At 61.1% G+C, this 24,171-nt stretch carries 17 protein-coding genes; 3 read left to right on the top strand and 14 right to left on the bottom strand.

The genetic code is table 11. The features are described from left to right. Nucleotides 1-14 precede the first annotated feature (14 nt). The 9 genes from CI807_RS21970 to CI807_RS21930 all read right to left on the bottom strand — a co-directional run bounded on the left by CI807_RS21970 (nt 15) and on the right by CI807_RS21930 (nt 15,368). Nucleotides 15-3,125 (bottom strand): autotransporter serine protease, encoded by a 3,111-nt coding sequence (locus tag CI807_RS21970; RefSeq protein WP_095016195.1) that lies wholly within the window; start codon nt 3,123-3,125, stop codon nt 15-17. A 43-nt stretch (nt 3,126-3,168) separates the two neighbouring features. Then, the gene (locus CI807_RS21965) at nt 3,169-6,126 is read right to left on the bottom strand and encodes an autotransporter serine protease (RefSeq protein WP_095016194.1); all 2,958 of its coding nucleotides are present in this window, start codon (nt 6,124-6,126) and stop codon (nt 3,169-3,171) included. Nucleotides 6,127-6,156: 30 nt separating this feature from the next. Then, entirely contained in the window at nt 6,157-7,491 is a 1,335-nt protein-coding gene (locus CI807_RS21960; protein WP_095016193.1) for a TolC family outer membrane protein, read from the bottom strand. A gap of 2 nt (nt 7,492-7,493) precedes the next feature. Then, entirely contained in the window at nt 7,494-8,807 is a 1,314-nt protein-coding gene (locus tag CI807_RS21955) for an HlyD family type I secretion periplasmic adaptor subunit (protein WP_095016192.1), read from the bottom strand. Beyond that, nucleotides 8,804-10,555 carry a type I secretion system permease/ATPase gene (locus tag CI807_RS21950; RefSeq protein WP_095016191.1) on the bottom strand — a complete coding sequence of 584 codons (1,752 nt, stop codon included), beginning with the start codon at nt 10,553-10,555 and terminating at the stop codon, nt 8,804-8,806. The genes CI807_RS21955 and CI807_RS21950 overlap by 4 nt, the downstream gene beginning before the upstream one ends. Before the next feature lie 102 nt (nt 10,556-10,657). Further along, entirely contained in the window at nt 10,658-11,026 is a 369-nt protein-coding gene (locus CI807_RS21945; protein ID WP_095016190.1) for an AprI/Inh family metalloprotease inhibitor, read from the bottom strand. Between the two features lie 49 nt (nt 11,027-11,075). Next, entirely contained in the window at nt 11,076-12,524 is a 1,449-nt protein-coding gene (locus CI807_RS21940; protein ID WP_095016189.1) for a serralysin family metalloprotease, read from the bottom strand. Nucleotides 12,525-12,887: 363 nt separating this feature from the next. After that, a complete protein-coding gene (locus CI807_RS21935) occupies nt 12,888-13,994 on the bottom strand; it encodes a P1 family peptidase (protein WP_095016188.1) in 1,107 nt (368 codons plus the stop codon). A gap of 9 nt (nt 13,995-14,003) precedes the next feature. Beyond that, nucleotides 14,004-15,368 (bottom strand): APC family permease, encoded by a 1,365-nt coding sequence (locus tag CI807_RS21930; protein ID WP_038850497.1) that lies wholly within the window; start codon nt 15,366-15,368, stop codon nt 14,004-14,006. 198 nt (nt 15,369-15,566) lie between these two features. On the opposite strand from CI807_RS21930, the gene CI807_RS21925 reads away from it, so the two are divergent. Then, entirely contained in the window at nt 15,567-16,355 is a 789-nt protein-coding gene (locus tag CI807_RS21925; RefSeq protein ID WP_095016187.1) for a helix-turn-helix transcriptional regulator, read from the top strand. Nucleotides 16,356-16,424: 69 nt separating this feature from the next. Here the strand turns inward: CI807_RS21925 and CI807_RS21920 are convergent, their stop codons facing one another. Genes CI807_RS21920 through CI807_RS21905 form a run of 4 tightly spaced genes read right to left on the bottom strand, consistent with a single transcriptional unit; the run spans nt 16,425 to nt 20,199 of the window. Continuing rightward, nucleotides 16,425-17,504, bottom strand: a complete 1,080-nt coding sequence (locus CI807_RS21920; protein ID WP_095016186.1) for a polyamine ABC transporter substrate-binding protein — start codon at nt 17,502-17,504, stop codon at nt 16,425-16,427. Between the two features lie 60 nt (nt 17,505-17,564). Further along, nucleotides 17,565-17,906, bottom strand: coding sequence for a cupin domain-containing protein (locus CI807_RS21915; RefSeq protein WP_016975816.1), 342 nt, complete (start codon nt 17,904-17,906; stop codon nt 17,565-17,567). Nucleotides 17,907-17,933: 27 nt separating this feature from the next. Further along, nucleotides 17,934-19,340 carry an FAD-binding oxidoreductase gene (locus tag CI807_RS21910; RefSeq protein ID WP_095016185.1) on the bottom strand — a complete coding sequence of 469 codons (1,407 nt, stop codon included), beginning with the start codon at nt 19,338-19,340 and terminating at the stop codon, nt 17,934-17,936. Between the two features lie 49 nt (nt 19,341-19,389). After that, nucleotides 19,390-20,199 carry an AraC family transcriptional regulator gene (locus tag CI807_RS21905; protein ID WP_016975814.1) on the bottom strand — a complete coding sequence of 270 codons (810 nt, stop codon included), beginning with the start codon at nt 20,197-20,199 and terminating at the stop codon, nt 19,390-19,392. A 256-nt stretch (nt 20,200-20,455) separates the two neighbouring features. Between CI807_RS21905 and CI807_RS21900 the strand changes: the two genes are divergently transcribed. Further along, entirely contained in the window at nt 20,456-20,728 is a 273-nt protein-coding gene (locus CI807_RS21900) for a DUF1652 domain-containing protein (RefSeq protein ID WP_014718395.1), read from the top strand. 66 nt (nt 20,729-20,794) lie between these two features. Here the strand turns inward: CI807_RS21900 and CI807_RS21895 are convergent, their stop codons facing one another. Beyond that, nucleotides 20,795-23,242: a UvrD-helicase domain-containing protein gene (locus tag CI807_RS21895; protein ID WP_095016184.1), complete on the bottom strand. Its 2,448-nt coding sequence runs from the start codon at nt 23,240-23,242 to the stop codon at nt 20,795-20,797. A gap of 218 nt (nt 23,243-23,460) precedes the next feature. Here CI807_RS21895 and CI807_RS21890 point away from each other — a divergent pair, with 218 nt between their 5' ends. Beyond that, nucleotides 23,461-24,156, top strand: coding sequence for a pirin family protein (locus CI807_RS21890; RefSeq protein ID WP_095016183.1), 696 nt, complete (start codon nt 23,461-23,463; stop codon nt 24,154-24,156). The last annotated feature ends 15 nt before the right edge of the window (nt 24,157-24,171 follow it).

Genomic DNA, 24,171 nt, shown 5'->3' with positions numbered 1-24,171 from the left:
AGGTCGCTAATCCATCAGAACGCCCAGTCCAGGCTCAGGCCCACGCCATGGACTTTTTCTTTGCTGGCCAGCAGGCCGTTGTAGTCGAAATTGACCCGCGCTTCCTTGCTCAACGCGAGGCTGACCCGCGCGCCAACCAACGCCGCGTCACGCACCATCGGCGCACTTTCCACCGTAAACGACGGACCGCTCGAGGCAAATGCCAGGTGTTGCTCCGCGTCGGTGCTGCTGAGGTTGTGCTGCCAGCCGAGGGTGCCGGACACCTCCAGTTGCTGGTGGTCGTTCACGTTGAAGGTTTTCAAGGCACGCATGCCCAGGGTGCTCAGCACCAGGTCGCGGGTGTCATCACGACTTTTCAGCGCCGCAGCATCGCCTTTTTCGGTAAACCCATCGCTGTCCAGGTGCACGTAGGCCAGGTTGGCGAACGGCTCCAGGGCCAACGGTTGCAGGTTGATGCGGTAGGCCGCTTCGGTGAACACCTGGGTGCTGCGCGCATCAACCTTGGCTTTTTGCTTGCCGGAGACGTCGCCGTATTGCAGGTCGCGTTTCACGTCTGCGCGGTGCCAGCTGTAAGTGGCACCACCGCTCAGGCGCCAGGCGCCGATCTCATGCCCGGCATAGGCGCCGAAGTGGTAGCTGTCGACCGAAGCACGGGAATGCGTGCCGCTGCCCATGTTCAGTGACGTGTCGCTGTACCCCGCGACCAGGCCGATGCGCGTGGACTCGTCGAGTGTACCGTCCACCCCGGCGAGCATGCCGCCGATGGACGTGGTGTAGCCGGCGGTATCGCTGCGGCTGTCAGTCTTGCCCCAAGCGCCCAGGGCCTTGACCCACACGTTGCCACGGCTGTCGAGCGTCTCGCTGGAGGCGCCCATCTCGCCATTGCGCAGGCGTTCGCCCACGGCTTCGCGCACATAGCGGCTGTCATTCACCAGAGCGGTTTCAAGGGCCGGGTAGATTTCCCCCGACAGTTGTTGGAAAGCACCTTGTGCCGACGCCGCATCCGGCGCCAACAGCAGGCTTTCATACACCGCGTTGCCGGCGCCCAATTGCTCGGCGGCGGCGGCCACGGCGCGCTGGTTGTCGGTGGCGCCCGCGCTGGCAAAACTGTTGGCGTTGCGCGCCACGTCCAGTTGCACGCCGTTGGCCGCGTAGTTCAGGTTGCCGCCGAGGAACAGGTAGTTGGGCAGCACCGCACCAAAGCTGCCGGTAATCCCGCCAGCGGCTTGCAGGATGTTGTACTGGCGCCCGATCAGGCTTTGCGCCTGTGCGCCACTGAGCAGCGTCGGGCTGTTTTCCAGCGCGAGGGTCACCGTGCCGCCGTTCAAGGTCGCTGTGCCTCCCGCCAAAATGCGGTCGCTGCTGGTGGGCGACAGCTCCACGGCATAGGTCGACCCGGCCTCAAACGTCACATCCCCTGCGACGTTCAAAGTGCCGATGGAGTTGCCCGGTGCCACGGTGCCGCCGTTTTTCGCCAGCAACGAACCGATGCGGCCGGAACCCCCGACTACCCCGCTCTGGCTGACGGTCACCTGCGAAGTGAGCGAGCCATTGATGGCCAGCAGGCCCTGATTGACCATGGTCGGGCCGCTGTAGGTATTGGCGCCGGTGAGTACCAGCGTGCCGATGCCCTGTTTGGTCAGGCCACCGTGCCCGGTGATGTCATTGCTCCACAAGTCCAGCCCGCAATGCACATCGTTGCAGATGCGCTGCGTCGGCTTGCCGGCATCGACCACCGCGCCCACGCCCGGTAAATCCGCGACAAACTGCCCGCTGCCATAGGCGCCGTCGATGCGGAACTCGGCCGGAATGTCCTCGGCCGTGACAAACATCCCCGGGCCATTGATCGCCTTGCCCAGGTTGATCATGCCCCAGCCGTACAACGAGTCGATGCCCGGCGCGCCGAGGTCCGTAGCGGTGGTCTTGAGCAGTGTCGAGATCTGGTCGCCGCTCATGTACGGAAAACGCTCCATCAGTACGGCCGCGCTGCCGGCCACGTGGGGCGCGGCCATGGACGTGCCGTTGAAGTTGGCGTAGTCGCTGGTGAGGTTGTCCAGGTTGGTGCCATTGATTACGGAACTGTAGATCTTGGTGCCGGGCGCCGACACGCAAAAACTCGCCGCATAACCGCAACGTGAGGAGAACGTACTGATCACGTACGGATTGGCACTCGCGGTGTCCGGGTTCTGCTGCAACGCCGCGACGGAGAGCCAGTTGGGTGCGATCTCCGGCACAAAGTACGCCAGCCCGGAAATCGCGTCCGGGTTGTTGCGGTTGTAGTCGTTGCCTGCGGCGAAGATCGTCAGCACGCCGCTGCGGGCCGCATCGATCGCGCCCTGGTAGGCGCCACCGGCAAGGGTTCCGAGGATCGGCCGGATGTTGTTGAACTGTGCCTGCGCTTCGTTGACCGTGAAATTTGGAAACGCTGGGTCGCGCCCGCCCTTGGCGTACTGCTCACCGATGCCGATGCCCCAGCTGTTGTTGATGATCCGCGCGCCGCTGGCGACCAATGCGTCCCAGCCGGCCTTGTACACCGCGCCATCGTTGCCGAGGATGATGCCGTCTTCGGGGCCTGGGTCACCGTTCTCGGCGCTGATGATTTGCGCATCGAAGGCCACGCCGTGCATGGGTCCGCCATCGCGATTGCCCGCTGCAATCCCGCCGACATGGGTGCCGTGGTTGCCCAGCTTGCCGTTGGAACCGAGCGACGGCGTGCCGTCGTAACGAAATGCATCGCCGGCCTTCACCGGAATGTACGGGTCGGTGTACTGACGGATGCCCTCGGTGACAATCGTCACCACCTTGCCGGGGCTGGCGAACTCCGGGTGCTGGGCGTACACCGGCTGGTCAAAGATCCCCAGCTTGACGCCCTTGCCGGTGTAGCCGGCGGCGTACGCGGTATCGGCATGCACGGCGCCCAGGCCCCAGTCGGCCTTGAACTCATTGCTGCGCCAACTGGCGGCATCGCCCAGTTTGCCGGTTTCCACATAGGGTGCGGCCTGGGCGGTTCCCAGGCTTGCCAGGCAACACAGCAACGCACCGTATGGCGCGCTGCGGCTGGCCTTGAGCGGGTAGCCCAAGGCGGTGTGGATGGCGGTAGTTAACCCTGACTTGCGTGTTTTCACGGTGACCTTCCTTAGTTTTTTTATTGCACAGGTGTAAATCGCTTCAGAACTGCCAGTTGAGGCTCAACCCCACCCCCTGGGTTTTCTCGCGTCCGCCCCATTGGCCGCTGTATTCAAGGTTGACCCGAGTGGCCGGGCTCAGCGCCAGGCTGGCCTGCACGCCGACCAGCGCGGCATCGCGCAGCAACGGCGAACTGCGCACGGCAAATGACGGCCCGCCTGCGACAAATGCCAAGTGTTCTTCGGATTCAACAGCGGTGAGGCTGTGTTGCCACCCCAGCGAACCGGAAAGCTGCAACTGCTGGTGGTCATTGAGGGCAACGGTTTTCAGGGCGCGCATGCCAAGGGTGCTGAGCACGGCGTCCCGCTGATCGCTGCCACGTTCCAGGGCCGCGGCTTCACCCTTTTCGTGGAACCCATCACTGTCCAGGTGCACATAGGCCAGGTTGGCGAAGGGCTCCAGTGCCAACGGTTGCAGGTTGATCCGGTAGGCCGCCTCGGTGAACAGTTGCGCGGTGCGCGCCTCCAGCTTGGTTTTTTGTTTGCCACTGACAGCGCCGTAGTGCAGGTCGCGCTTCACGTCACCGCGATGCCAGCTGTAGGCGCCACCGGCACTGACACGCCAATCGCCCAGCTCGCGCCCGGCGTACGCACCGACGTGATAACTGTCGATGGACGCCGAGGAATGCGTGCCGCTGCCCATATTCAATGAGCTGTCGCTGTAACCGGCGACCAGGCCCACACGCGTTTGCTCGTCCAGCGCGCCATCGACGCCGCCCAACAGACCACCGAGGGATGTGGTGGAACCCGCCGTCTCGCTGCGGCTGTCGGTCTTGCCCCAGGCGCCGAGTGCCTTGAGCCACAGGTTGCTTTCAGCGGCGACCGGCACCTGGCGCAAACGCTCGCCCACCGCGTCGCGCAGTTGCAGGCTGTCGTTGATGAGCATGGCGCCGATCGCCGGGTAGATTTCACCAGACAACTGCTGCAAGCCTTGTTGCGCGACCGCAACGGAGTCCGACTGCAGCAGGCTTTCGTACACTGGGTTGCCCGCGCCCAATTGCTCGGCAGCCGCGGCTACGTTGCGTTGGTTGCGCGTCGCCGCGACGCTGGCGAAGGTGGCGTCATTGCGGACCACGTCCAACTGCACGCTGTCGGTGGCATAAGCGAGGGTGCCGCCAAGGAATAGATAGTCGGGCAACACCTGGCCAAACTGACCCTGGATGCCGCCAGCCGCCTGGAGGATGCTGTACTGGCGACCGATAAGGCTTTGTGCCTGTGCGCCGCTGAGCAGGGTCGGGCTGTTTTCCAGCGCCAGGGTGACGTTGCCGCCGCCCAGGATCGCCTTGCCGCCGGCGACGATACGGTCGCTGCTGGTAGGCGTAAGTTCCACCGCATACGTCGAACCTGCCCCCAGGTTCACGTCGCCCGCCACCTGCAAAGTGCCTACGGAATTGCCCGGCGCCACACGGCCGCCCTGGTTGACCGACAGCGCGGCAATCCGCCCGGAACCGCCCAGGGTGCCGCTGCTGTTGACGGTCACCGCAGACGTCAGCGACCCGTTCACCGCCAGCAGCCCGCCGTTGACAGTGGTCGCCCCGCGATAGGTGCTGGCGCCACTGAGTACCAGCGTACCTGCGCCGGACTTGATCAGGCTGCCTTCATAGATCCGCGTCGCGGCCGCCTGATCGCGTGCCGTGCCGATGGCGTAGTCCGTCTGGTCCTGCTGGCTGGCGCCGGCGCCCACGCCGTTTTGCCAGCCCTTGTCGATCAGGGTCTGCTGCCAGGCGCCGTGCTCGGCAGTGTCTTCGGCCTGGCGCTGCAGCAAGGCCTGGTCGGACATGCCGTTACTCCAGACATCGCCCTGCCCGGCCGCGAGGCTGACGTTCATCGGTCCGAGTAACTGCCCCGGTCCGTGCATCGCCCGTCCCAGTTCCGGTACGCCCCAGCCTACGCTGGTGGTGGGCGCCTGGGTGATGGAACCATCAAGCTGCGTGGCGGTGGTCAACAACACCTGCAATGCCTGCTCGTTGGTCATATAGGGGTAGCGCTCCATCACCAGTGCCAACGCGCCGGTCGCATGGGGCGCCGACATCGAGGTGCCGGATTTCACGCCGTAGCCGCCATCGGGAATGGTGCTGTTGACCAGCGCGCCCGGGGTGGAAATGCACCAGTATTTGGCAATGCCGCACTGGTTGTATTTCTGGTTGTTGGCCTTGTCCAGCCCCGACACCGCCAGCCAGTGCCCTTCCAATTCCGGCTGGAAATACGGCAACGCCGAGCGCACGCTGGCATTCGCGTAACCACTGTTGCCGGCGCTGAAGACATTGATCACACCGGCCTTGGCCACGTCCGCCGCCGCATCCAGCCAGGTGCCCTGGTTGTAGTGCTGGGCGTAGGCCGCATGCAGGTCGCCGAGGGTCCGGTAACTGACGTCCTTGGGCTGGCTGCCCCAGCTGTTGTTGATCGCCCGCACACCGGAGTCCACCAAGGCGCTGTACACCGCCTTGAAGTATTTGGGGTCGGGCGTCGGGCCAAACAGGAAGCTGTCGTTGGCGTTGGTATTGCCCACGTAGAGTTGCGCGTTGTACGCCACGCCGTGCATGCCCACGCCGTCGCGGGCGGCGCCCATGGTGCCGGTGACATGGGTGCCGTGGGAGTCATTGTTGGGGTTCAGCGCACCGGTGGTGCTGAAGGGACGGCCATCCACGTAGCTGCCGCTGGCGGTGACGGCGTGATAGCGGTCTTTGGAGGCTTCCGGGTGGTTGGGATCGAAGCCTGAGTCCAGCGCACCGATCTTTACCCCGCTGCCGGTGATGCCGGCGGCGTAGGCTTCATCGGCCTTCATGCGCCCCAATCCCCAGTCACTCTGGAATTCGGCGGAACGCCAACTGGCGGCGTTCCCCGGTTGACCGGTCTCGGTATAAGCCGCCTGCGCCGCAACGGACAACAGCAGCAAGGAACCGGCGGTAAAGGGTTTGAAACGGGGCGAATCGGTGATCATCGAAACCATCCTTATTGTTGTTATGGCGGCTTATTTCATGGGGCCAAAGGCCTCATCGACTTTTGCCAGGTCGGTGTCCCGCAGGTTGCCGGCGTAGTAATGCAACTTGGTCCAGGCCATCAGGTAGTCGTAGCGCGCTTGCGCGAGGTCGCGGCGGGTGCTGTAGAGCTGCTGCTCGGCGTTGAGTGCATCGAGGTTGACCCGCTCGCCGCCGAGGATGCTCTGCTTTGTCGACACCACCAGCGCCTCGGCCGATACCAGCGCCTTCTGGTACGCACGCAGCTTGCTCACCCCCGAGAGGCAGGCACTGAACTGCCGGCGCAGTTCGATCAGGGTTTCGCGGGTCTTGCCCTCCAGTTCGTACTCGGCCTGCTCCATGGCACGGCTGGCCTGGCGGGTGGATGCGGAGATGCCGCCACCGGCATACAGCGGCACGCTCACTTCAACGCCGATGGTGTTGGTGTCGTAGCGCTGGTTGTAGGTGTTGCCGCTGTCGGATTCCTGCTGACGGGAACTGGCATAGGCCGTGACCTTGGGCAAATGCCCGGCGCGGTTGCGCTCCACTTCAAAGCGCGCCACTTCCAGGGCCTGGCGCTGCGAGGCCAGCGTGGGGTTGTTGCTGATCGCCAGTTCGTGCCAGGTGTCGTAGTTGGCCGGGGTCAGGGTGAAGGCGGCAAAGCCCTGGTTCAGCGGGGCCAGGTCGTGGATGTTGACGCTTTGCACGCCGATCAGTGCGCCCAGCTCCCGCAGGGACGCGTCCTGTTCATCCAAGGCCTGGATCTCTTCGGCGGTGGCCAATTCGTAACGGGATTCGGCTTCCAGAATATCCGTACGAGTGCCCTCGCCTTGCTGGAACAGATGCTGGTTCTGCTGGAACTGCTGCTCGAACGCCTTCTTCTTTGCGCGAGCAATGTCGATCTGGTCCTGGGCGAACAATGCCTGGGTGTAATACGTCAGCACCCGCACCAGCAGTGCCTGGCTCTTGTCGCGAAAGCTTTCATCGGCAAACAGCGCCTGGGCCACGCCTTTGCGGTAGTTGGCGTAGGCCTCATAGTCGAACAGCGGCTGTTGCAGGCTGAAGGTGGAGCCATAGCTGTTGTAGTTGCGGTCGTCGCGATAGCTACCGCCGCGCCCATCGGGCAAGTGGGCCTCGGAATTGTTGCGCCCCTTGTTGTAGTTGTACGACAGCCTGGGCAGCAGGCCGGCGCGGCCGATGGCGCGGTTTTCCAGGCCCGCGTCGCGCTCCTTGATGGCGCCGAGGAAGACCGGATCGTTACGCAAAGCCTGCTCGTACACATCGAACGGCCCCATGGCGGCCTGGGCACTCGCGCAGGTCAACAGCAAGGCGATAAACACAGGTTTCATGTCTATTCCTCGGTCAACGCGGAGCCGGCGCGATCCAGCAGCGGCTTGAACAGGTAATTGAGCAGCGAGCGCTCGCCGGTGCGCACGAACATCTCGGCGGGCATGCCCGGCTTGATTACCAGCCCGTGAAGTTTTTCCAGCGCCGCTTCACTGACCGTAGTGCGCAGCACGTAGTAGGCCGCGCCGGTTTTTTCATCGAGCATCTGGTCGGCGGAAATCAGGCTGACCTCCCCCGGCACACGCGGTGTGCGGCTTTGGTTGAAGGCGGTGAACAAGATGTCGACCGGCAAGTGCGTGCCGACCTTGTCGACCAAATGCACCGGCAAACGCCCCTCCACTTCCAGGCGCGTGTCTTGGGGCACGATCTCCAGCAGGGTTTCACCCGCGCGGACCACGGCGCCCTCGGTGTGCACGCTGAGATTGACCGCAATGCCATCCGCCGGGGCGTTGATTTCGCTGTGTTGCAGGTCGAACCCGGCCGAGGTGAGTTGCTGCTCCAGAGTCAGGCTGCGCAGCTGTGCGTCGGCCAATTGGCTGCGCACTTCCTTCTGGTATTCCTCACTGTGCTGTTGCAGTTTCAGCCGTGATTCAAGGATGCCCTGTTCGACACGGCCACTTTCGCCGGTGTTTTGCGCCAGGTCCTGTTGCACCTGGGACAACTGCCGTTGGTAGTCCATCAGCCGGTTGCGCGGGATGTAGCCGTTGTCGGCCAAGGGTTGCAGGTTGCTGAGTTGATCACGCAGGGACTGGGCCTGGGCGGTCAAGTCGCTGCGGGCGCGGCGCATGCCGCCCAACTGCGCAGAGGCACCGTCGATATTGGCGCGGATTCCGGACTGTTCGCGGGCAAAGGCTTCGCGACGGCTGCTGAACAATTGGCGCTGGCCTTCCAGCACCAGTGTCAGGGCCGGGTCGGGATTGGCGCTGAGTTCGGAGGGAAAGGTGATGCTGGCCTGGTTGTCACGCTCGCTCTGCCAGCGCGCCACGCTGGCCCAGGCCATGCGGTATTGGGCTTGCAGGGATTGCACGTCGGCCTGGTGCTGGGTCTGGTCGAGGCGGAACAACGGCTGGCCTTGTTTTACAAGCTCGCCCTCCTTCACCAGAATCCGGCTGACCACGCCGGGGCTGAGGGTTTGCACCGCCTTGCGCTTGCCCGACACCACCACCGTGCCTTGTACGGGAATGCCCTGGTCCAATGGCGCCAGGCTGGCCCACAGGAAGAAGCCGCCAGCACCGACCACCGTCAGCAACCAGCCCATGCGAGCGAAAAAATTGGCGTCGTGTTCTTTGAAGCGGGGTTCAACAGTGATGCTGCTCATGCGCCTGGATTCCTTCCGGCCTGGTACTGACGACTGAAACTCACGCCCGGTTTTTCCTTGGGAGCTTCCTGCTGACCGGACAACGCCCGCAGCACTTCCTGGCTCGGCCCGAATGCCTGCAGATGCCCTTCGCTGAGCACCAGCAGCTTGTCGGCCTGGGCCAGCGCCGACGAACGATGGGTGACCAACACCACACTGCTGCCCTGGGCTTTCATCCGCACGATGGCACTGGCCAGGGCGGCTTCGCCGACGGTGTCGAGATTGGAATTGGGCTCATCCAGCACGATCAGGCGCGGCCCGCCGTACAGAGCCCGGGCCAACGCTACCCGCTGTTTCTGGCCGCCGGACAGGCCGCCGCCGTTGTCACCCAGCACCGTGTCGTAGCCCTGGGGCAAGCGCAGGATCAGTTCATGCACGCCAGCCTGCTGCGCGGCCTGCACCACCTGCTCAGGGTCGGCCTCGCGAAAGCGGGCGATGTTGTCGGCAATGCTGCCGCTGAACAGCTCGATGTCCTGGGGCAGATAGCCAATGTGGGGGCCGAGGTCGTCGCGGTCCCAGCGATGAATGTCCGCGCCATCCAGGCGCACCGTTCCCGCCAGCGTCGGCCAGACGCCCACCAGCACACGGGCCAGGGTGGATTTACCGGAGCCCGATGCGCCGAGCACACCGAGCACTTCACCCGCGCCCAGGTTGAAACTGACCTGATGCAAGGTCGCCACCCGCCGCCCCGGCGGGCCTGCACTGACCTGTTCGAAGCTGACCTGGCCTTTGGGCGCCGGCAGCTTCATCTGCTCCACCTCCGGGGGAAATTCGCGCAACAGATCATCCAGCCGCTGGTAGGCCAGCTTGGCCGAACTCCATTGCTTCCATACGGCGATTAACTGGTCGATGGGGCTGAGCACCCGGCCCATCAGAATGGAACCGGCGATCATCATCCCGGCGGTCATATCGCCTTTGATCACCAGCAACGCCCCCAGCCCCAGCACCAGCGATTGCAGGCACAGGCGCAGGGATTTGCTCAAAGAAGTCACCACCGAGCCGGTGTCACTGGCCTGATTCTGCAAGCCCAGGAACTGTGAATGCACCGCAAACCAGCGCTGGCGCAGCGCACCAAGCATGCCCATGGCCTGGATGGTCTCGGCATTGTGCAAGTGGCTGGTGGCCAGTTGCGTGGATTGCTGGGAATAACCACTGGCTTCGCCCAACGGCTTTTTAGTCAGGTATTCATTCAGGCATGCGAGACCGATCAACAGCACCGCGCCCGCGGTGGCCAGCACACCGAGCCACACGTTGAACAGGAAGATCACAAACAGATAAATGGGAAACCACGGCGCGTCGAAAAACGCGAACAACGCAGGCCCCGTGATGAATTGGCGAATATGGGTCAAATCGCCCAAGGACTGCCCGGCATGCCCCTGCCCGCGTTGCAGGTTGCGTTCAAACGCGGCCTTGTACACGCGCAAGTTGAAACGCCGCTCCAACTGGCTGCCGATGCGGATCACGATAAAACTGCGGATCACTTCAAGCGTGCCAATAAACGCAAAGAAGCCCACCACCATCAGCGTCAACATCACCAGGGTAGTTTCATTCTGGGAGGACAGCACGCGGTCATACACTTGCAGCATGTAAATCGACGGCACCAGCATCAGCAGGTTAATCAATGCCGTGAAACAGCCAACACTGATCAAAATACTTTTGTATTCACCCAGCGCCTTGAATAACGGCGCGACGGCATGGGACTTTGCCATGGTTTCTGATCTTCCTTGAAACAAATTGCGCGCAATAGTTGCCCCAGCCCCGAACAACGGAGCGGTCAACTAATAAATTCAGTTATAAACTTATAACGACAACTAAGGCGTGCGTTGCAATACAACTTCCAGGCCCGTAGGCGTGCGGCCTTTATACTCGCCCGGCTGCTCTCGGTTGAGATGGGTTATCCCGCTGCCTTCGGCATTCATCAGCCAGATACCGTCCGGTGTAGGTGTCCAGGTCAGGGGTTTCTCACCGAGCCATTGCGTGACACACGCGAGGTCGCCGTCCAAGGCATTCGCCTGCTCCAGCAGGTCAAGTGCGCACACCTGATCCTGTTGATGCAATTGCCAGTGACCCGCCAACTGTGCGGTGGTGGGTAATACAAGACTGCTCGCCATGACGTGGGCTCCTGCCGACACGAACATCACCTGCAACGCGCGGGTGATCACTGTGATAAAACACTGCATCTTCACGCTCCATCGGTAAAGCGCGGCGCCGAAACGCCGCGCCCGTGCATTACGCCACGATGTCGCTGACGGCTGCCTGGCCGACGGTGGTGACGAGGAAGTCCGCCACGCCGTGCCCGGAGAAGTCCACTGCCAAGGTGCCCAGGTTGGTGCCTGCGGCGTAGGTCAGCACAGCATCGCCGGCATGCCCGGTGAAGGCATTGACGAAGGTCAGGCCTGCACCCTTGGTAATGCCCGACAGGTCGATCTTGTCCGAACCCGAGGTAAAGTCAAAGATCTTGTCCGCAGCGCCCGGCTTGGAATCGGAACTGGCACCGAACACAAAGGTGTCGTTGCCCGCGCCGCCCCACAGCTGATCCGCACCGCCGCCACCGTAGATGAGGTCGTTGCCGGCCCCACCCTTGATCACGTTGGCTGCGTTGTTACCAATGATCAGGTCATTGCCCGAGCCACCGAAGGCATTCTCGACAGTTACGCCCTTGGCAATGGACACGTTGCCCACCAGGCCGCCAACGTCGGAGAACGACGTTTCATTGAGGTTGATCTTCTGGTTCTGGGTGAATCCGGAGAAGTCCAGGGTGTCATTGCCACCACCGTCCCACACCGAGAACACCAGCTTGTCGGCGTTCGAAGTGGCGCTGAGGAAATCACGCCCGGTGTTGGAGTTGAAGCCGTAGGTGGTGTCGCCGGCGCGGGTGTTGTAGTTGGCGCCGTAGAGCTTCTGGATCGCAGCTATGTCGTCGATCAGCGGGCCGGACGCGTAAGCCTCGACGCCGCCCTTGCTGAAGTTCTGGTTGGTGTTGCTCTCGCTCCAGTAACTCATGACGCTGTAGCCACGCGTGTCCTGTCCATAGTCCGCGTCTTTGTAGGAAGGGTTGCCGGTCCCGGCGTTGTAGTCGCCAGGGTGGTCCAGGCCCAGGGTATGCCCGATTTCGTGGGTCAGGGTCTGCCGGCCGTAGTTGTTCAGGTCCGGCGTCTTGTTCGGCGTGTAGCTGCTGTTGGTCAGGTACCATGAGGTGCCGTCCAGGCCACTCTGGTGGTACTTGTCGTTGGTGCCCGGCAGGTAGGCAAACGCGGCCGCGCCGTCCTGGCCCCCGCTGTAGTTGCCGAAGGTCATGTGGAAGTCACCGCCCGAGGCTTTCTCGGTGAAGGTCACATTGGCCACATCCGCCCAGGATTGCATGGCCAGTACGGCCTGTGCTTTCTGCTGGGTGTTGAACTGGCTGAACCCGGTGATGCCATGTTTGTTCATGGTTGCCGAGGACGCCGAGGTGAGGAAGGTGTAGGTCAGATCGATCTTGCCGTTGCCATCCAGGTCACGATAGGCCGCATTTTCACGCAACAGGTGGTCAGCCGCCTGGTCCACGGAAAACGAGGGTTTACCGTTGACCGTGAGGTTGCCGCCACGGTCATACAGATGGCTGAAGCTATCGATTTGCGAGTAAGCGGTACTGGCTTGCGCCGCCGACACGATAGCCTTGTCTTTAACTTTTGACATAAACGTACTTCCTTGTTTGCAAGTGCATCAGTCTTTGTTCGATAGGAACCTCGCGGGCGAGATCGTCCTATCACTCGCCTCTTTTGAAGGCGTAAGAAAACTGACACAGCTTGAAATCTTTCGTCTACATCTTTTCCTGCACTATAAGCGTGCAAATAAACAACTGAAACAAGTTCAGTGCCGTATTTATTGGCCGGCATTGGCTTTCGCCCAGCAAAAAGGCTGCGCGATTATTTAAATATTAAATAGGACTAACGCCGCTCAAGTTGAGCGGCGCGGTTAATTAATGGATCCAATATATTGGCAGGGTGTCATTGGCAACATTAAACAGCCACTACTTGTATTAATAACTTCGCTTGCCCCCTATTGCCGGGACACACTCCAGCCAGTCTTGCGCAATACCTCCAGCACTGTTTCGCCCTTAAGGCCGGGTACCAGAACGCCGTGGTCAGTGAGCATGTCCTCTCCCGCCAGGATGGCATTGATGATCGCCTCTTCCACCGCTTCCGCCGCCGCGCTGAACAGCGGCGAAATGTGGTCGTTGTTGACCATCTGCAACGCACTGCTGAACGGCAGGCCCTTGCGTCCATAATCCGCTGGCGGCAGATTCTGGTTACCCGTGGCAAAGGCCAGGAACAGGTCACCACTGGAGTCCTCGGTGCCGCCACCGGTACGTGCAATGCCGATGGACGCACGTTGCGCCAGGCGTTGGCATTGGTGCGGCAACAGCGGTGCGTCCGTGGCCAGGATTACCACGATCGAACCCATGCCCGGCGTGCCTTGCTCGGCGAACGGTGAAGGAATCTCCATCAACTGGCGCCCCACCGGGTAGCCATCCACCCGCAGCTCCTGGCGTTTGCCATGGTTGGCCTGCACCAACACGCCGACGGTCCAGCCGCCCTGCTCGGCCGGCAGGCGCCGCGAGGCCGTGCCGATGCCACCCTTGAACTCATGGCAGATCATGCCGGTGCCACCGCCGACCGCGCCTTCCTGCACCGGGCCGGTTTCGGCGTTATCCACGGCTTCGCGCACATGCTCGGGGCCGACATGCTGGCCCCAGATGTCATTGAGCAGGCCGTCATAGGTTTCCATCACCACCGGCATGCACCAGTACACCGCCGGGTCCGCCAGGCGCTCGCGCTCCAGGGCGATCAGGCTGTCGCGCACAATGCCGATGCTGTGGGTGTTGGTGATGGCCAGCGGCGTGGTCAACAGCCCTGCTTCGTTGATCCACTCAAGGCCAGTGGCGTCGCCATTGCCATTGAGCACGTGGTAGCCGGCGAAGCACGGTTGCTGGCGGGCTTCTCCGGCGCGTGGCTGGATGACGCTGACGCCGGTACGCACGTGTTTGCCGTCGATAAGCGTCTTGATCGTGCTGTGCCCGACCCGAACACCGGGCACATCGGTGATGGCGTTCCACTCACCGGGCGTACCCAGCCCCAACGTGATGCCCAATTGACGTGCGCGCATAACCACTCCTTACAATTTCTGGAAGACCGGACTCAACCGGCCACTGATGCAATACAGAATCACCGACAGGGCCAGCAAGCCGATGATGATCATGATGTCGCGGATCGAAGCCGCCGCCACCAGCGTGACCAACAGATAACCCGCGCCCAGTACCGCAACCAACGCCGGCAGCGGCCACAGCGGCATGCGATAGGGATGCTCGCGATCACGCAGCAGCACCCGGCTCATCAACGCACTCAACGCCACCACCAGGTACACCAACATGATCAGCAACACGCTGAACGAGGTCAGGTCGGCCAGGTTGGAGCTGAAACTCAACAGCGCCGAAGGAATCGCCAGGAACAGCGTAGCCAACCAGGGCGAATCCCAGCGTGGGTGAATACGCGTAAACAGTTTGTTGATGCTTGGTGTCCACAGCGCATCACGGCCGCTGCTGAACACCACGCGGCCGATCTGGATCACGATCGCGACAATCGCATTGAATACCGACAGGAAGATTCCGGCGCTGACCAAGCGCGACAGGGTTTCATTGCCATGGCTGGTCAACAGATAACCGATGGGGTCCGGGCTGCTGATCATCTCACTGAGCGATGGCGCACCGATCAACAATGCCGTGATCGGCACCAGTTCGATGATTACCACCAGCCCCAGGGACCACAGCACCGCCTTGTGCACGCCTTTGCCGCCGCATTTCATGTCTTCGGCCAGCAACACGGCTGGGCCATAGCCGTTGTAGGAAAACAGGCCGATGCCCACCGCGCCGATCACCAGGGCCCAGGGTGCCAGGTGCAGCACGCCGTTTTCGACGATCTGCGGCTGGAACAGCACGCTGGCCGGCTGTACCGGATTGCCGAAGCCGATCACTACGATCACCAGTAACGCCGCCACCTCAAGCAGCAGGCAGGTGCCGGTGATCCAGGCATTCAGCTTGATATTGAGAATGCCCAAGGCGTAACTGCACACCACAATCACCAACGCGACGGTCTGGGAATCGAACTTCGTGCCAAGGGCGTTATTCAGATAGGTTGCCGCGCCCGTGGCGAGAACTGGCGGGATAAACAGCAACATCACCAGCACGGTCAAGAACGTCGCATAGCCCGCCATGCCACCAAATACGCGCTTGGCGTAAACATATTCGCCCCCAGCGCTGTTGTGGGCGCGGCCCAGTTCGGCGTAGCAGAAGGCAAACATCAACGCGAGCAAACCCGCCATCACAAACGCCAGGAACACGCCGCTACCGGCCTGTTGGATGGCAAAGGGCGCGATCACAAATACGGAACTGGCCGGCGTCACCGCCGACACGGTAATGGCGACCACATCGAAGACACTCAAGGTGGGTTTCAGCACGCCGTCGGGCGTGGGGGAAGTGCTCATATCGTTATCCTCTGTCGTTGTTCTTGGTGTGAGGCAGAAACGAAAAATCTGATCATCGCGGGATATGTTTCTCGCTGAATGATGAGGACAATAAACACGACATTCATGCCAGCCAATTCCCCTATTGGCGTACTCCCCTTGACGCCACCCGGTAAAAGCCGAACCCTGGGCCGATCTTTTGCGGTGGGAGCCTGTCATATGAGCCTGTTTCGAGAAGTCGGCATGCACGCCGGCCTGGGCCGCACCGTCGCGCACATCGGCACCGAGCGTTTCTGGAAACAGCTGGTGTTGTTGTTGCATCAGTGCCTGCCGTTCGATAACGCCCTGGCGATCTTCTACCCATTGGAGGGGCCGCCCCAGGCCCTGGAAGAATACGACGCCCAGCCCAGCAGCAAACCGGCGTCGATGCTGGTGTACCTCAACGGGCTGTATTTGCTCGACCCGTTTTTCCAGGCCTGTCGCGAGGGTTATGCCAGCGGCGTGTACCGCCTGGAGGAAGTGGCGCCGGATCATTTTCGCCAGAGTGAGTACTTCCTCAATTACTTCCACGAAAACGTGCTGGAGGATGAGGTGCAGTTCATTCTGCAAGTGCCGGGCGCGGGGACGTTGTCACTGTCGTTGGGGATGCAACGGCGCTTCAGCGTTGAAGAGACTGGGCTGATGACCCTGCTGGCGGCCTGGGTGTTGCCGTTGATGCAACAGCATTGGCAGCAGACTACACAACGTGCGGCACCGGCCATGGATAGCCAGATCCGCGATGCGTTGAGTCATTTCGGCAGCGGCGTGCTGTCGGAGCGTGAGCTGGAAATCGCCCGCTTGGTATTGCGCGGATTTTCGTCCAAGGCGATGGCTGAGCGTCTGAAGATCTCGCCGGACACAGTGAAGGTGCACCGGCGACATTTGTACGCGAAGCTGGATATCTCGTCACAGCCGGAGCTGTTTTCGTTGTTTATCCAGTCGCTGGGGCATGACCTGGAAAATCCATGAGCCTGAGGTTGTACTCGGTTTAAATGTGGGAGCGGGCTTGCCCACTCCCACGGGGGGCGTGCGTCGCACTTACTTACCGGTGCGAATGGTGTTCCACACGCGCGTACGCACCCGGTCGATATTCAACGGCATCGCTTCCAGCGCGAACAACTTGCCCATCATTTCCGGGTTCGGATAGACCTTGGTATCCGCCTTGATCGCTGGCTCCACCAGGCTGTCGGCGGCTTGGTTACCGTTTGCGTAATGCACATAGTTGGTGATACTGGCCATTACTTCCGGGCGCAACAGGTAGTTCATGAACGCATACCCGGCTTTTTCATCCGGGGCATCGGCCGGCATGGCGACCATGTCGAACCAGATCGCGGCGCCTTCCTTCGGAATGTTGTAGCCGATGTTCACGCCGTTTTTGGCTTCCTTGGCACGGCTTTCGGCCTGCAGGATGTCGCCGGAGAAGCCCACCGCCACGCAGATATCGCCGTTGGCCAGGTCGGCGGTGTATTTCGAGGAGTGGAAGTACGCGACGTAAGGGCGGACTTTCATCAGCAAGTCTTCAGCCTTCTTGTAGTCCTCAGGCTTCTTGCTGTGGTGCGGCAGGCCCAGGTAATTGAGTGCCGCCGGCAGCAGCTCCGGGCCGTTGTCCAGAATCGCCACGCCGCATTTCTGCAGCTTGGCCATGTTCTCCGGCTTGAAGATCAGGTCCCAGGAATCCACCGGTGCGTTGTCGCCCAGTACCGCCTTGACCTTGTCGATGTTGTAGCCGATGCCGGTGCTGCCCCACAGGTACGGGAAACCGTGGGCATTGCCCGGATCGTTGTTTTCCAGGGCCTTGAGCAGCACCGGGTTGAGGTTCTTCCAGTTGGGCAACTGACTTTTGTCGAGCTTCTTCAGCGCGCCACCCTGGATCTGCCGGGCCATGAAGTGGTTGGACGGAAACACCACGTCATAACCGGATTTACCGGTCATCAACTTGCCGTCGAGGGTTTCGTTGCTGTCGTACACGTCGTAGGTGAAACCAATGCCGGTTTCTTTCTGGAAGTTCTTGGTGGTGTCCGGCGCAATGTAGTCCGACCAGTTATAGATTTTCACCGTCTCGGCAGCCTGGCTGATAGAGGCCACCAACATCAAGGGCAACAGGGCAATGGCTTTCATGGTTCGATTTCCTGGCGGTTTTAGGGCTGTTTTTATGGCAGGCGATCAAGGATCAAAGCGTTACAGGATCAATACGTAGGTCTTGCGCACGGTTTCCTGGATGTCCCAGATGCCGGTGCTGTTGGCCGGCAACATCAGTGCGTCACCGGCTTGGATGTGGACGATTTCACCGTTGTCAGGGGTGAAGGTGCAGCGGCCCTGGATAAAGTGGCAAAACTCCTGGGATTTGATCTGCCGACGCCAGACACCTGGGGTGCACTCCCAGATGCCGGTTTCGACGCCATCGTTGCGTTCGACGCTGAGGGTCGAGGCCACGGCGATGGGCTCACCCAGCGGCACGGCGACGGGCGACGAGTCCGGCAGGTGGGCGTTCAGCGTGTCTTTGAATTGCGTGATGCTCATGGGGTTTTCCCGTGTGAGTGAAACGACTTAGTGCATGAAACCTTCCATGAACCCGGCCACGCCGGTCGCCAACTTGCGGCGCCAAGGGGCGGTATTGGGGTTGGCCAACACCTGGTCTTCATGGACGAAACTGCGAATGATCGCGTTGTAGCCCAGCCAGCGGCAGGGTTCGGGCTCCCAGGGCTTGAGCGCGTCCAGGCCGCGCTCGCGGATCACCCAGGGTTGATGGGTCAACGGCGTGTCGCGGCCCAGGATCAGGTCGGCCAGGGTACGGCCACCCAGGTTGGTGGCGCCCACGCCCTCCCCGCCATAACCACCGGACAGAGCGATGCCGGTCTTGTGGTCACACAGCATGTGCGGTCGGAAACTGCGCGACATGCCCAGGTTGCCGCCCCATGAATGGGTAATCTTCACGTGCTTGATCTGTGGGAAAAGCTCACCGAACAGGTAGCGACGCAGCTCCACTTCGCTGTCGGTCAGATCGAAGTTGTGGCGCAGTTTCCCGGCGAACTGGTAGCCACCACGGGCGCCGAACACCAGGCGGTTGTCCGCCGACCGCTGGCCGTAGGTCACCTGGCGACTGCTTTCGCCAAAGGCTTGGCCATGGCTCAGGCCGATTTCATCCCAGGTGCTGGCCGGCAACGGCTCGGTGGCCACGATCAGGCTTTGCACCGGCAGTTGATAACGGCCCAAAGGCGGCAAGGTGTTGGCGTAGCCCTCCACTGCCGGCACCACCCAGGCTGCACGGACGCCGGCCTTCGCCGTGCGCAGGCCGCCGGATTGCCACTGAGTCACGGGGCTGTTTTCGTAAATCTTCACGCCCATGCTTTCCACCACCCGCGCCAGGCCGCGCACCAACTTGGCAGGGTTGATGGTCGCCACGTGCGGCGCATAGATACCGCCATAAGGCTTGGCGATACGAATCTGTTCGGCCAGTTGCTGCGGGCTGAGCCAGCGATAGTCGGCTTCGGTCAGGCCCTGGGCGTAGAGTTTGTCCAGGTAGCGACGCAGGCTGCCCTCCTGCTCGGGGTAACGCGCGGCGCAGTACAGCGCGCCGCCCTTGCGGTAGTCGCAGTCGATGCCTTCACGCGCCAGCACTTGGGCCACTTCATCGGGAATGGCGTGCAGCAGATCAAACGAGGCGCGCCGTTGTTCGGGGTTCAGGCCGGCCAACAGGCGGTCCTCGCCCAGCAGATTGCCCATCAGCCAGCCGCCGTTGCGGCCGGAGGCGCCGAAGCCGGCGGTTTGCGCTTCGATGATCGCGATGTTCAGTTCGGGCGCCTGGCGCTTCAGGTAATACGCGGTCCACAGCCCGGTATAACCGGCGCCGATGATAGCCACGTTGACGTCCAGGTCATGTTCCAGCGACGGCCGCGCATGCAGCGGGTCATCCAACTGGTCCATCCATAAGCTGATGTTGCGCCATGCCGGCATGCCGGGTTCCCCTACCTCGTTTTGATAGGGTGGATCCTAGAGCGCAGTGTCAGGGGCTGTCTTGCGCGCGTGCACGCAGGGAAATTTGTTTGACGTAGGCCTTGGGTGACTGTCCTGTGTGCTGGCGAAACGCACTGTAGAACGCCGAGAGCGAATTGAAACCGGCGGCAAATGCCAAGTCGTCGACCTTTATCGGCGGCAAGGCCTTGTCCAGCGCGGCCAGCAAGTGGTGAAGCCTGGCCTGGTTGACATAGCGATAGAAGCTTTGCCCCAGCACCTGGTTCAGTAAATAGGAAATCTGATTGCGACTGTAGCCACACTCCTTGGCCACCCGCTGCAAGTCCAGCTCCGGGTCCAGGTAAGGCTGCTTGCGTTCGAAATACTGCTGCAGGTCATTGGCCATATGCCCCAATTGCTGGGGCGACAAGCCTAAACGGCTAACCGAAGGCCGCGCAGCCTGGACGGGTTGCTCGTGCACCAGGGAGGCGTATTCATTGACCCGCCAAATCAGCCCGTCGCGTACCGTGATGGCTTCGCTGGTGCGAAATGACACCAAACCGTGGCCGCCACGCAAGGTGATGCGGTACTGGATGAAGGCCGTATCGCCATCGGCGCGGATGCGATCGCTGTGTTCAATGGCTTCATCGGCCTCGCGCGGCATGCTGGCTTGCAGGTAATCACGCAGCTCGGCGTAACCGACGACACGGTTCTGGAAAAAATCGTGGTACTGGATGTCCGGATGGTAGTAGGACATTACGCCCTCCAGGTCCCGATGGCGCCAACACAGGTGGTGGCGCAGCACCAACTCGCGGGTGGCGTGGGATTGCTGGGGCTCATCGTCTTGGGCGATGTCGGGCATGGAGGGCTCTGCGGCGGGTAAACCTTGGAGATTGCCGAATTTTATCGTGGTCTTCAATGGCGAATTGGCACTTCTGACTAATGGCCTATTGCCCAACCTTTAGTAGGACATGACCTACATCAAACTTATGAAAGACAACCGCCGAACGGGGCTCAAAAAGTCACCTTGCCTTTGCGAACGGATGCTATTTTTAAGCTCTTCGACGCCATGACCAGTGAAGGTCTTGGCCCCTGCCGCGAGCTAAAGGAAGCGCTCAATGAACAAGGTGGGCAACATGAACAAAGTGACGTTCCCCAACGCCTGCCAGCTGATGCGCTGGCATTTTCACCCGATGGGTTTCGAGGGCAGCATGGATGCGCCTGGCAGTATGATCGCCCGATTGTTCGACCGAGCCAGTGGCGAAACGCTGATCGCCATCGCCGGCATTCCCTGCGCTACCGTGATGAATGCCGCCGATGTGGAGCGCATTATTGAGGCGGTAGAGGATGAGCTGGAGTCGTTTGTGCCACCGGTGTCACTAAGGGCCTGACCCAAACCCATCAAGCAATGAGTTTTCAATGTGGGAGCCCGCTCCCACATTGGGTCCGGCGCGCCTTCAACTGCGTTGATCATCAAAGAAGGCTTTCTTGCCATCCACCCGCTCCGACGCTTTCGGCACATTCAGGGCCTGACCTTCGGGCTTTTCCACGTACCAATAGCAATGGCTCACGGCGCGGGTAATGCCCACATAGGCCAGGCGCAACACTTCGTCCTTTTGCGCATTGTCATAGGGCTCGCTGTCGCCAGCCTTGCCCAGACCCGCCATCCGGTACACCTGGTTTTTATACGGCGAGCTAGTGACATGCTGGCAATCCCCAAGCAGAAACACCGCGTCAGCCTGCAGGCCCTTGGCACTGTGATAGGTCAATTGTTTCAGCCTGCGCGCCTGGGGCGGCAAGCTAGAATCTACATTAACTACAGATTGAATATGCTCTTGAATCAATAGCTTATCGCTACCTTTTCGATAAAGCATCAAGATCGAATCACCCTTCTGATAGTGCTCCGACAACCGCCGCCCCAATGCCGCGTCGTCCCGCTCCAGCACCGCGACGGGTACCAACGCCTTGGGCGCGCCACTGGCTTTGGCTTTCTTGCCAGCAATCGCCGGCGCGGCGCGCACGATGTGCTCGGCCGCATCGATGATGTGCTGGTGGCTGCGGTAGTTCTCGCCCAACATCACGCGGGTAGTCGATGGCGATGGGAACTCCTTGTCGAATTCCATGAAGTACTTGGGCGAACTGCCCCGCCAGCCGTAGATCGACTGCCAGTCATCTCCCACACACAACAACGATGAACGTTGGGCGCCGCGCCCCACATGCATGGCCGGACCACGGCTGCGGATCTCGCGCAGACTGGCACGGATCCACGAGACGATCTGCGGCGAAACGTCCTGGAACTCGTCGATCATCAGGTGCGACAAGGGGCGCAACAGCGGATCGCTGAGCAGCTTGAGGTTTTCCGGGGTGTTTTCGCCAAACAGCGAGAACATCCGGTTATAGGTCATGATCGGTGGCGATTGGTCCAGCAGGTGATCTTCCAGGGCTTTCCAGAAGATGCTCAGGGCTTCGAAGAAGAAGCGGTCCGGGTCATCCTTGGCAAAGCTCATCTGCCCGACAGCGGTGGGCACGTCCAGGTCGAGGTTTTCGATAAATCCGGCGGCCATCACGAAACTGTCCAGCAGCGGCGCCGATGCCAACTCACCTTTGACCTTGTAATCAAAGCCGGGGCCGGCCGTAGCATCACCGGCCAAACTGCTGAGCAGGCGCTTTGATGAATCGTAACTATCTAGCCATATCAATGGCTTACGACAGAAAGCTTGAAACAAGGTGCGCTTTACCGCCCATTCTGCGCGTACCGACAGCTTTGAGTGAGGTCGGCTGGTCTGCGCGTTTTCCCGCGAGTCGAAGCCCAGTACCACCCAAGCATCCAGCTCAGGAATGTAGCCATGACAATGAAATTGCGCGCCGTTGATTTCAACGGTCTGGCGGTTAGGTTCGATCCCCTTGATCGGCCACGCGCCCGCGCGAAACCACAGGTCCTCGATCACATCGCAGAGTTCTTCATCACGCTTGGCGGCCAGCTCGGTCACGGCCACCCTTTTTTGCACATCCGGGTGATCGCGCTCCAGCTCCTTGAGCTGCAAGCCGTGGCGCGCCAGCGGCGCAATCAGCTCACGGAAACGCGGATGCTGCCCCAACAGCCGGTGATAGCAGGCATTCATCTGCTGACGTTGGGCGTCGTTGATACGCAGGTCGAAGGGGTTGCTGTCGGCGTCTTCAAAACCAGCATTCAGGTTCTCGAACGCTTGTAGGCGCTCAAAGCCCGGCAGGCTGCGCACCATGGGCAGGATGCGCGAGTGAAACGTACGCACCACGGCTTGCGCTTCTTTCATACCAAGGGGTTGGCCCCAGAGGTTGAGAATCTCCATGAGCTTGTTGATGAAGTCCTTGCGCGACTCTCGGGTGAAGGTCACCACCGTCATCGAGCTCAGCTCAAAGCCCAGGTAATGGGTTAGCAGTAAAATGCGCAGTACCAGCGACGTGGACTTGCCCGCACCGGCACCGGCGATAACCGATGTCGAGGGCGTCTCGCTGAAAATCATCTTCCATTGCGCCGCGCTCGGCTGAGCATGAGCCGGCAGCAATCGCGCGACATCGGCCTTGATGCGTTTCTTCAGCTCGGCGGTGAGCGGCAGGCGCCAATCATCGAACAGGCTGTCATCAACCCCCGGCGCACGGTGTTCATCCGGACGGAAGTCACGAATCAACAGCACCTGGCGACCTTCTTCGATGCCATCCGCCTTGCCTTCGCGATAGCCATACTCCACGCCCGCCTCATGCCCACTGCGAAAACCGTCAGCCTGCCCGTGCAACCATGAAAACCGGTGCTGGGCGCGCAAACGGGTCAAGCCATGACCAAACAGGCGCGCAGCCAGGCGTTTGAATAACGGCATTTCAGCCAAAGGGCGCAGTTCGGGAGGAAGATCAGGCTGTTGTTGCGACACGCGGACTCCTGCGATGAGCTGGGTTCAGACAAGTGCGCCATGGTCGCCGGAATCGTCGCTCAGTTCCAGCCAATTGCTTTGCGGTCATGCAGTTAGACGATGAACTGAAAGTCAAAACGCCACCAATCAATCTAATCGACTGATAAGAATCAGGCAGTTTTTACGCTTTTTATCGATCATGAGCTGCAGGATCATAGGGCCATTCACAGGAGACGATCATGCTTGAACTTCGACCTTTCAACTCCCTGGGCGGCGCCCACCATGGCTGGCTTGACGCTCATCACCACTTTTCGTTTGCCGAGTACCACGACCCCAAGCGCATGCACTGGGGCAACCTGCGGGTATGGAACGACGACATCATCGCGCCGGGCACGGGCTTCCCGCAGCACCCGCATCGCGATATGGAGATCATCACCTATGTGCGTGAAGGCGCGATCAGCCATGCCGACAACCTTGGCAACAAGGGCCGCACTGAGGCGGGTGATGTGCAAGTGATGAGCGCAGGCACTGGGATCGCCCACAGCGAGTACAACCTGGAAGACATGCCGACCAAGATTTTCCAAATCTGGATCATTCCGAACGAGGCAGGTTTACCGCCTTCCTGGGGCGCCAAGCCGTTCCCCAAGGGTGATCGCGAAGGTTTTGTGACGCTGGCGAGTGGCAAGGCTGGGGACACCGAGAGCCTGCGCATTCGTGCAGATGCACGGCTGGTAGCGGCGAACCTGAAAGCTGGGGAAAGTGCCGAGTACCGGCTGGACAGCGGGCGTCGGGCTTATCTGGTGCCGGCGACTGGCGTCATTGAAGTCAACGGCTTGCGTGCACAAGCTCGAGATGGTGTAGCGATTGAAGATGAGCAGGTGTTGCGGGTGACGGCGGTTGAAGACAGCGAGATCGTCTTGGTTGACCTCGCTTGACTGTGTAGGAGCCCG

Source organism: Pseudomonas sp. NS1(2017) (assembly GCF_002269425.1).
Taxonomy (GTDB): domain Bacteria; phylum Pseudomonadota; class Gammaproteobacteria; order Pseudomonadales; family Pseudomonadaceae; genus Aquipseudomonas; species Aquipseudomonas reactans.
The sequence above is the reverse complement of the archived record's forward strand: the minus strand, read 5'-3'. Positions and strand labels throughout refer to the sequence as shown.

Coding starts and splice junctions, on each gene's coding strand:
- CI807_RS21965 (WP_095016194.1), bottom strand. CDS start 6,126: ATGATCACCGATTCGCCCCGTTTCAAACCCTTTACCGCCGGTTCCTTG.
- CI807_RS21960 (WP_095016193.1), bottom strand. CDS start 7,491: ATGAAACCTGTGTTTATCGCCTTGCTGTTGACCTGCGCGAGTGCCCAG.
- CI807_RS21955 (WP_095016192.1), bottom strand. CDS start 8,807: ATGAGCAGCATCACTGTTGAACCCCGCTTCAAAGAACACGACGCCAAT.
- CI807_RS21950 (WP_095016191.1), bottom strand. CDS start 10,555: ATGGCAAAGTCCCATGCCGTCGCGCCGTTATTCAAGGCGCTGGGTGAA.
- CI807_RS21945 (WP_095016190.1), bottom strand. CDS start 11,026: ATGCAGTGTTTTATCACAGTGATCACCCGCGCGTTGCAGGTGATGTTC.
- CI807_RS21940 (WP_095016189.1), bottom strand. CDS start 12,524: ATGTCAAAAGTTAAAGACAAGGCTATCGTGTCGGCGGCGCAAGCCAGT.
- CI807_RS21935 (WP_095016188.1), bottom strand. CDS start 13,994: ATGCGCGCACGTCAATTGGGCATCACGTTGGGGCTGGGTACGCCCGGT.
- CI807_RS21930 (WP_038850497.1), bottom strand. CDS start 15,368: ATGAGCACTTCCCCCACGCCCGACGGCGTGCTGAAACCCACCTTGAGT.
- CI807_RS21925 (WP_095016187.1), top strand. CDS start 15,567: ATGAGCCTGTTTCGAGAAGTCGGCATGCACGCCGGCCTGGGCCGCACC.
- CI807_RS21920 (WP_095016186.1), bottom strand. CDS start 17,504: ATGAAAGCCATTGCCCTGTTGCCCTTGATGTTGGTGGCCTCTATCAGC.
- CI807_RS21915 (WP_016975816.1), bottom strand. CDS start 17,906: ATGAGCATCACGCAATTCAAAGACACGCTGAACGCCCACCTGCCGGAC.
- CI807_RS21910 (WP_095016185.1), bottom strand. CDS start 19,340: ATGCCGGCATGGCGCAACATCAGCTTATGGATGGACCAGTTGGATGAC.
- CI807_RS21905 (WP_016975814.1), bottom strand. CDS start 20,199: ATGCCCGACATCGCCCAAGACGATGAGCCCCAGCAATCCCACGCCACC.
- CI807_RS21900 (WP_014718395.1), top strand. CDS start 20,456: ATGAACAAGGTGGGCAACATGAACAAAGTGACGTTCCCCAACGCCTGC.
- CI807_RS21890 (WP_095016183.1), top strand. CDS start 23,461: ATGCTTGAACTTCGACCTTTCAACTCCCTGGGCGGCGCCCACCATGGC.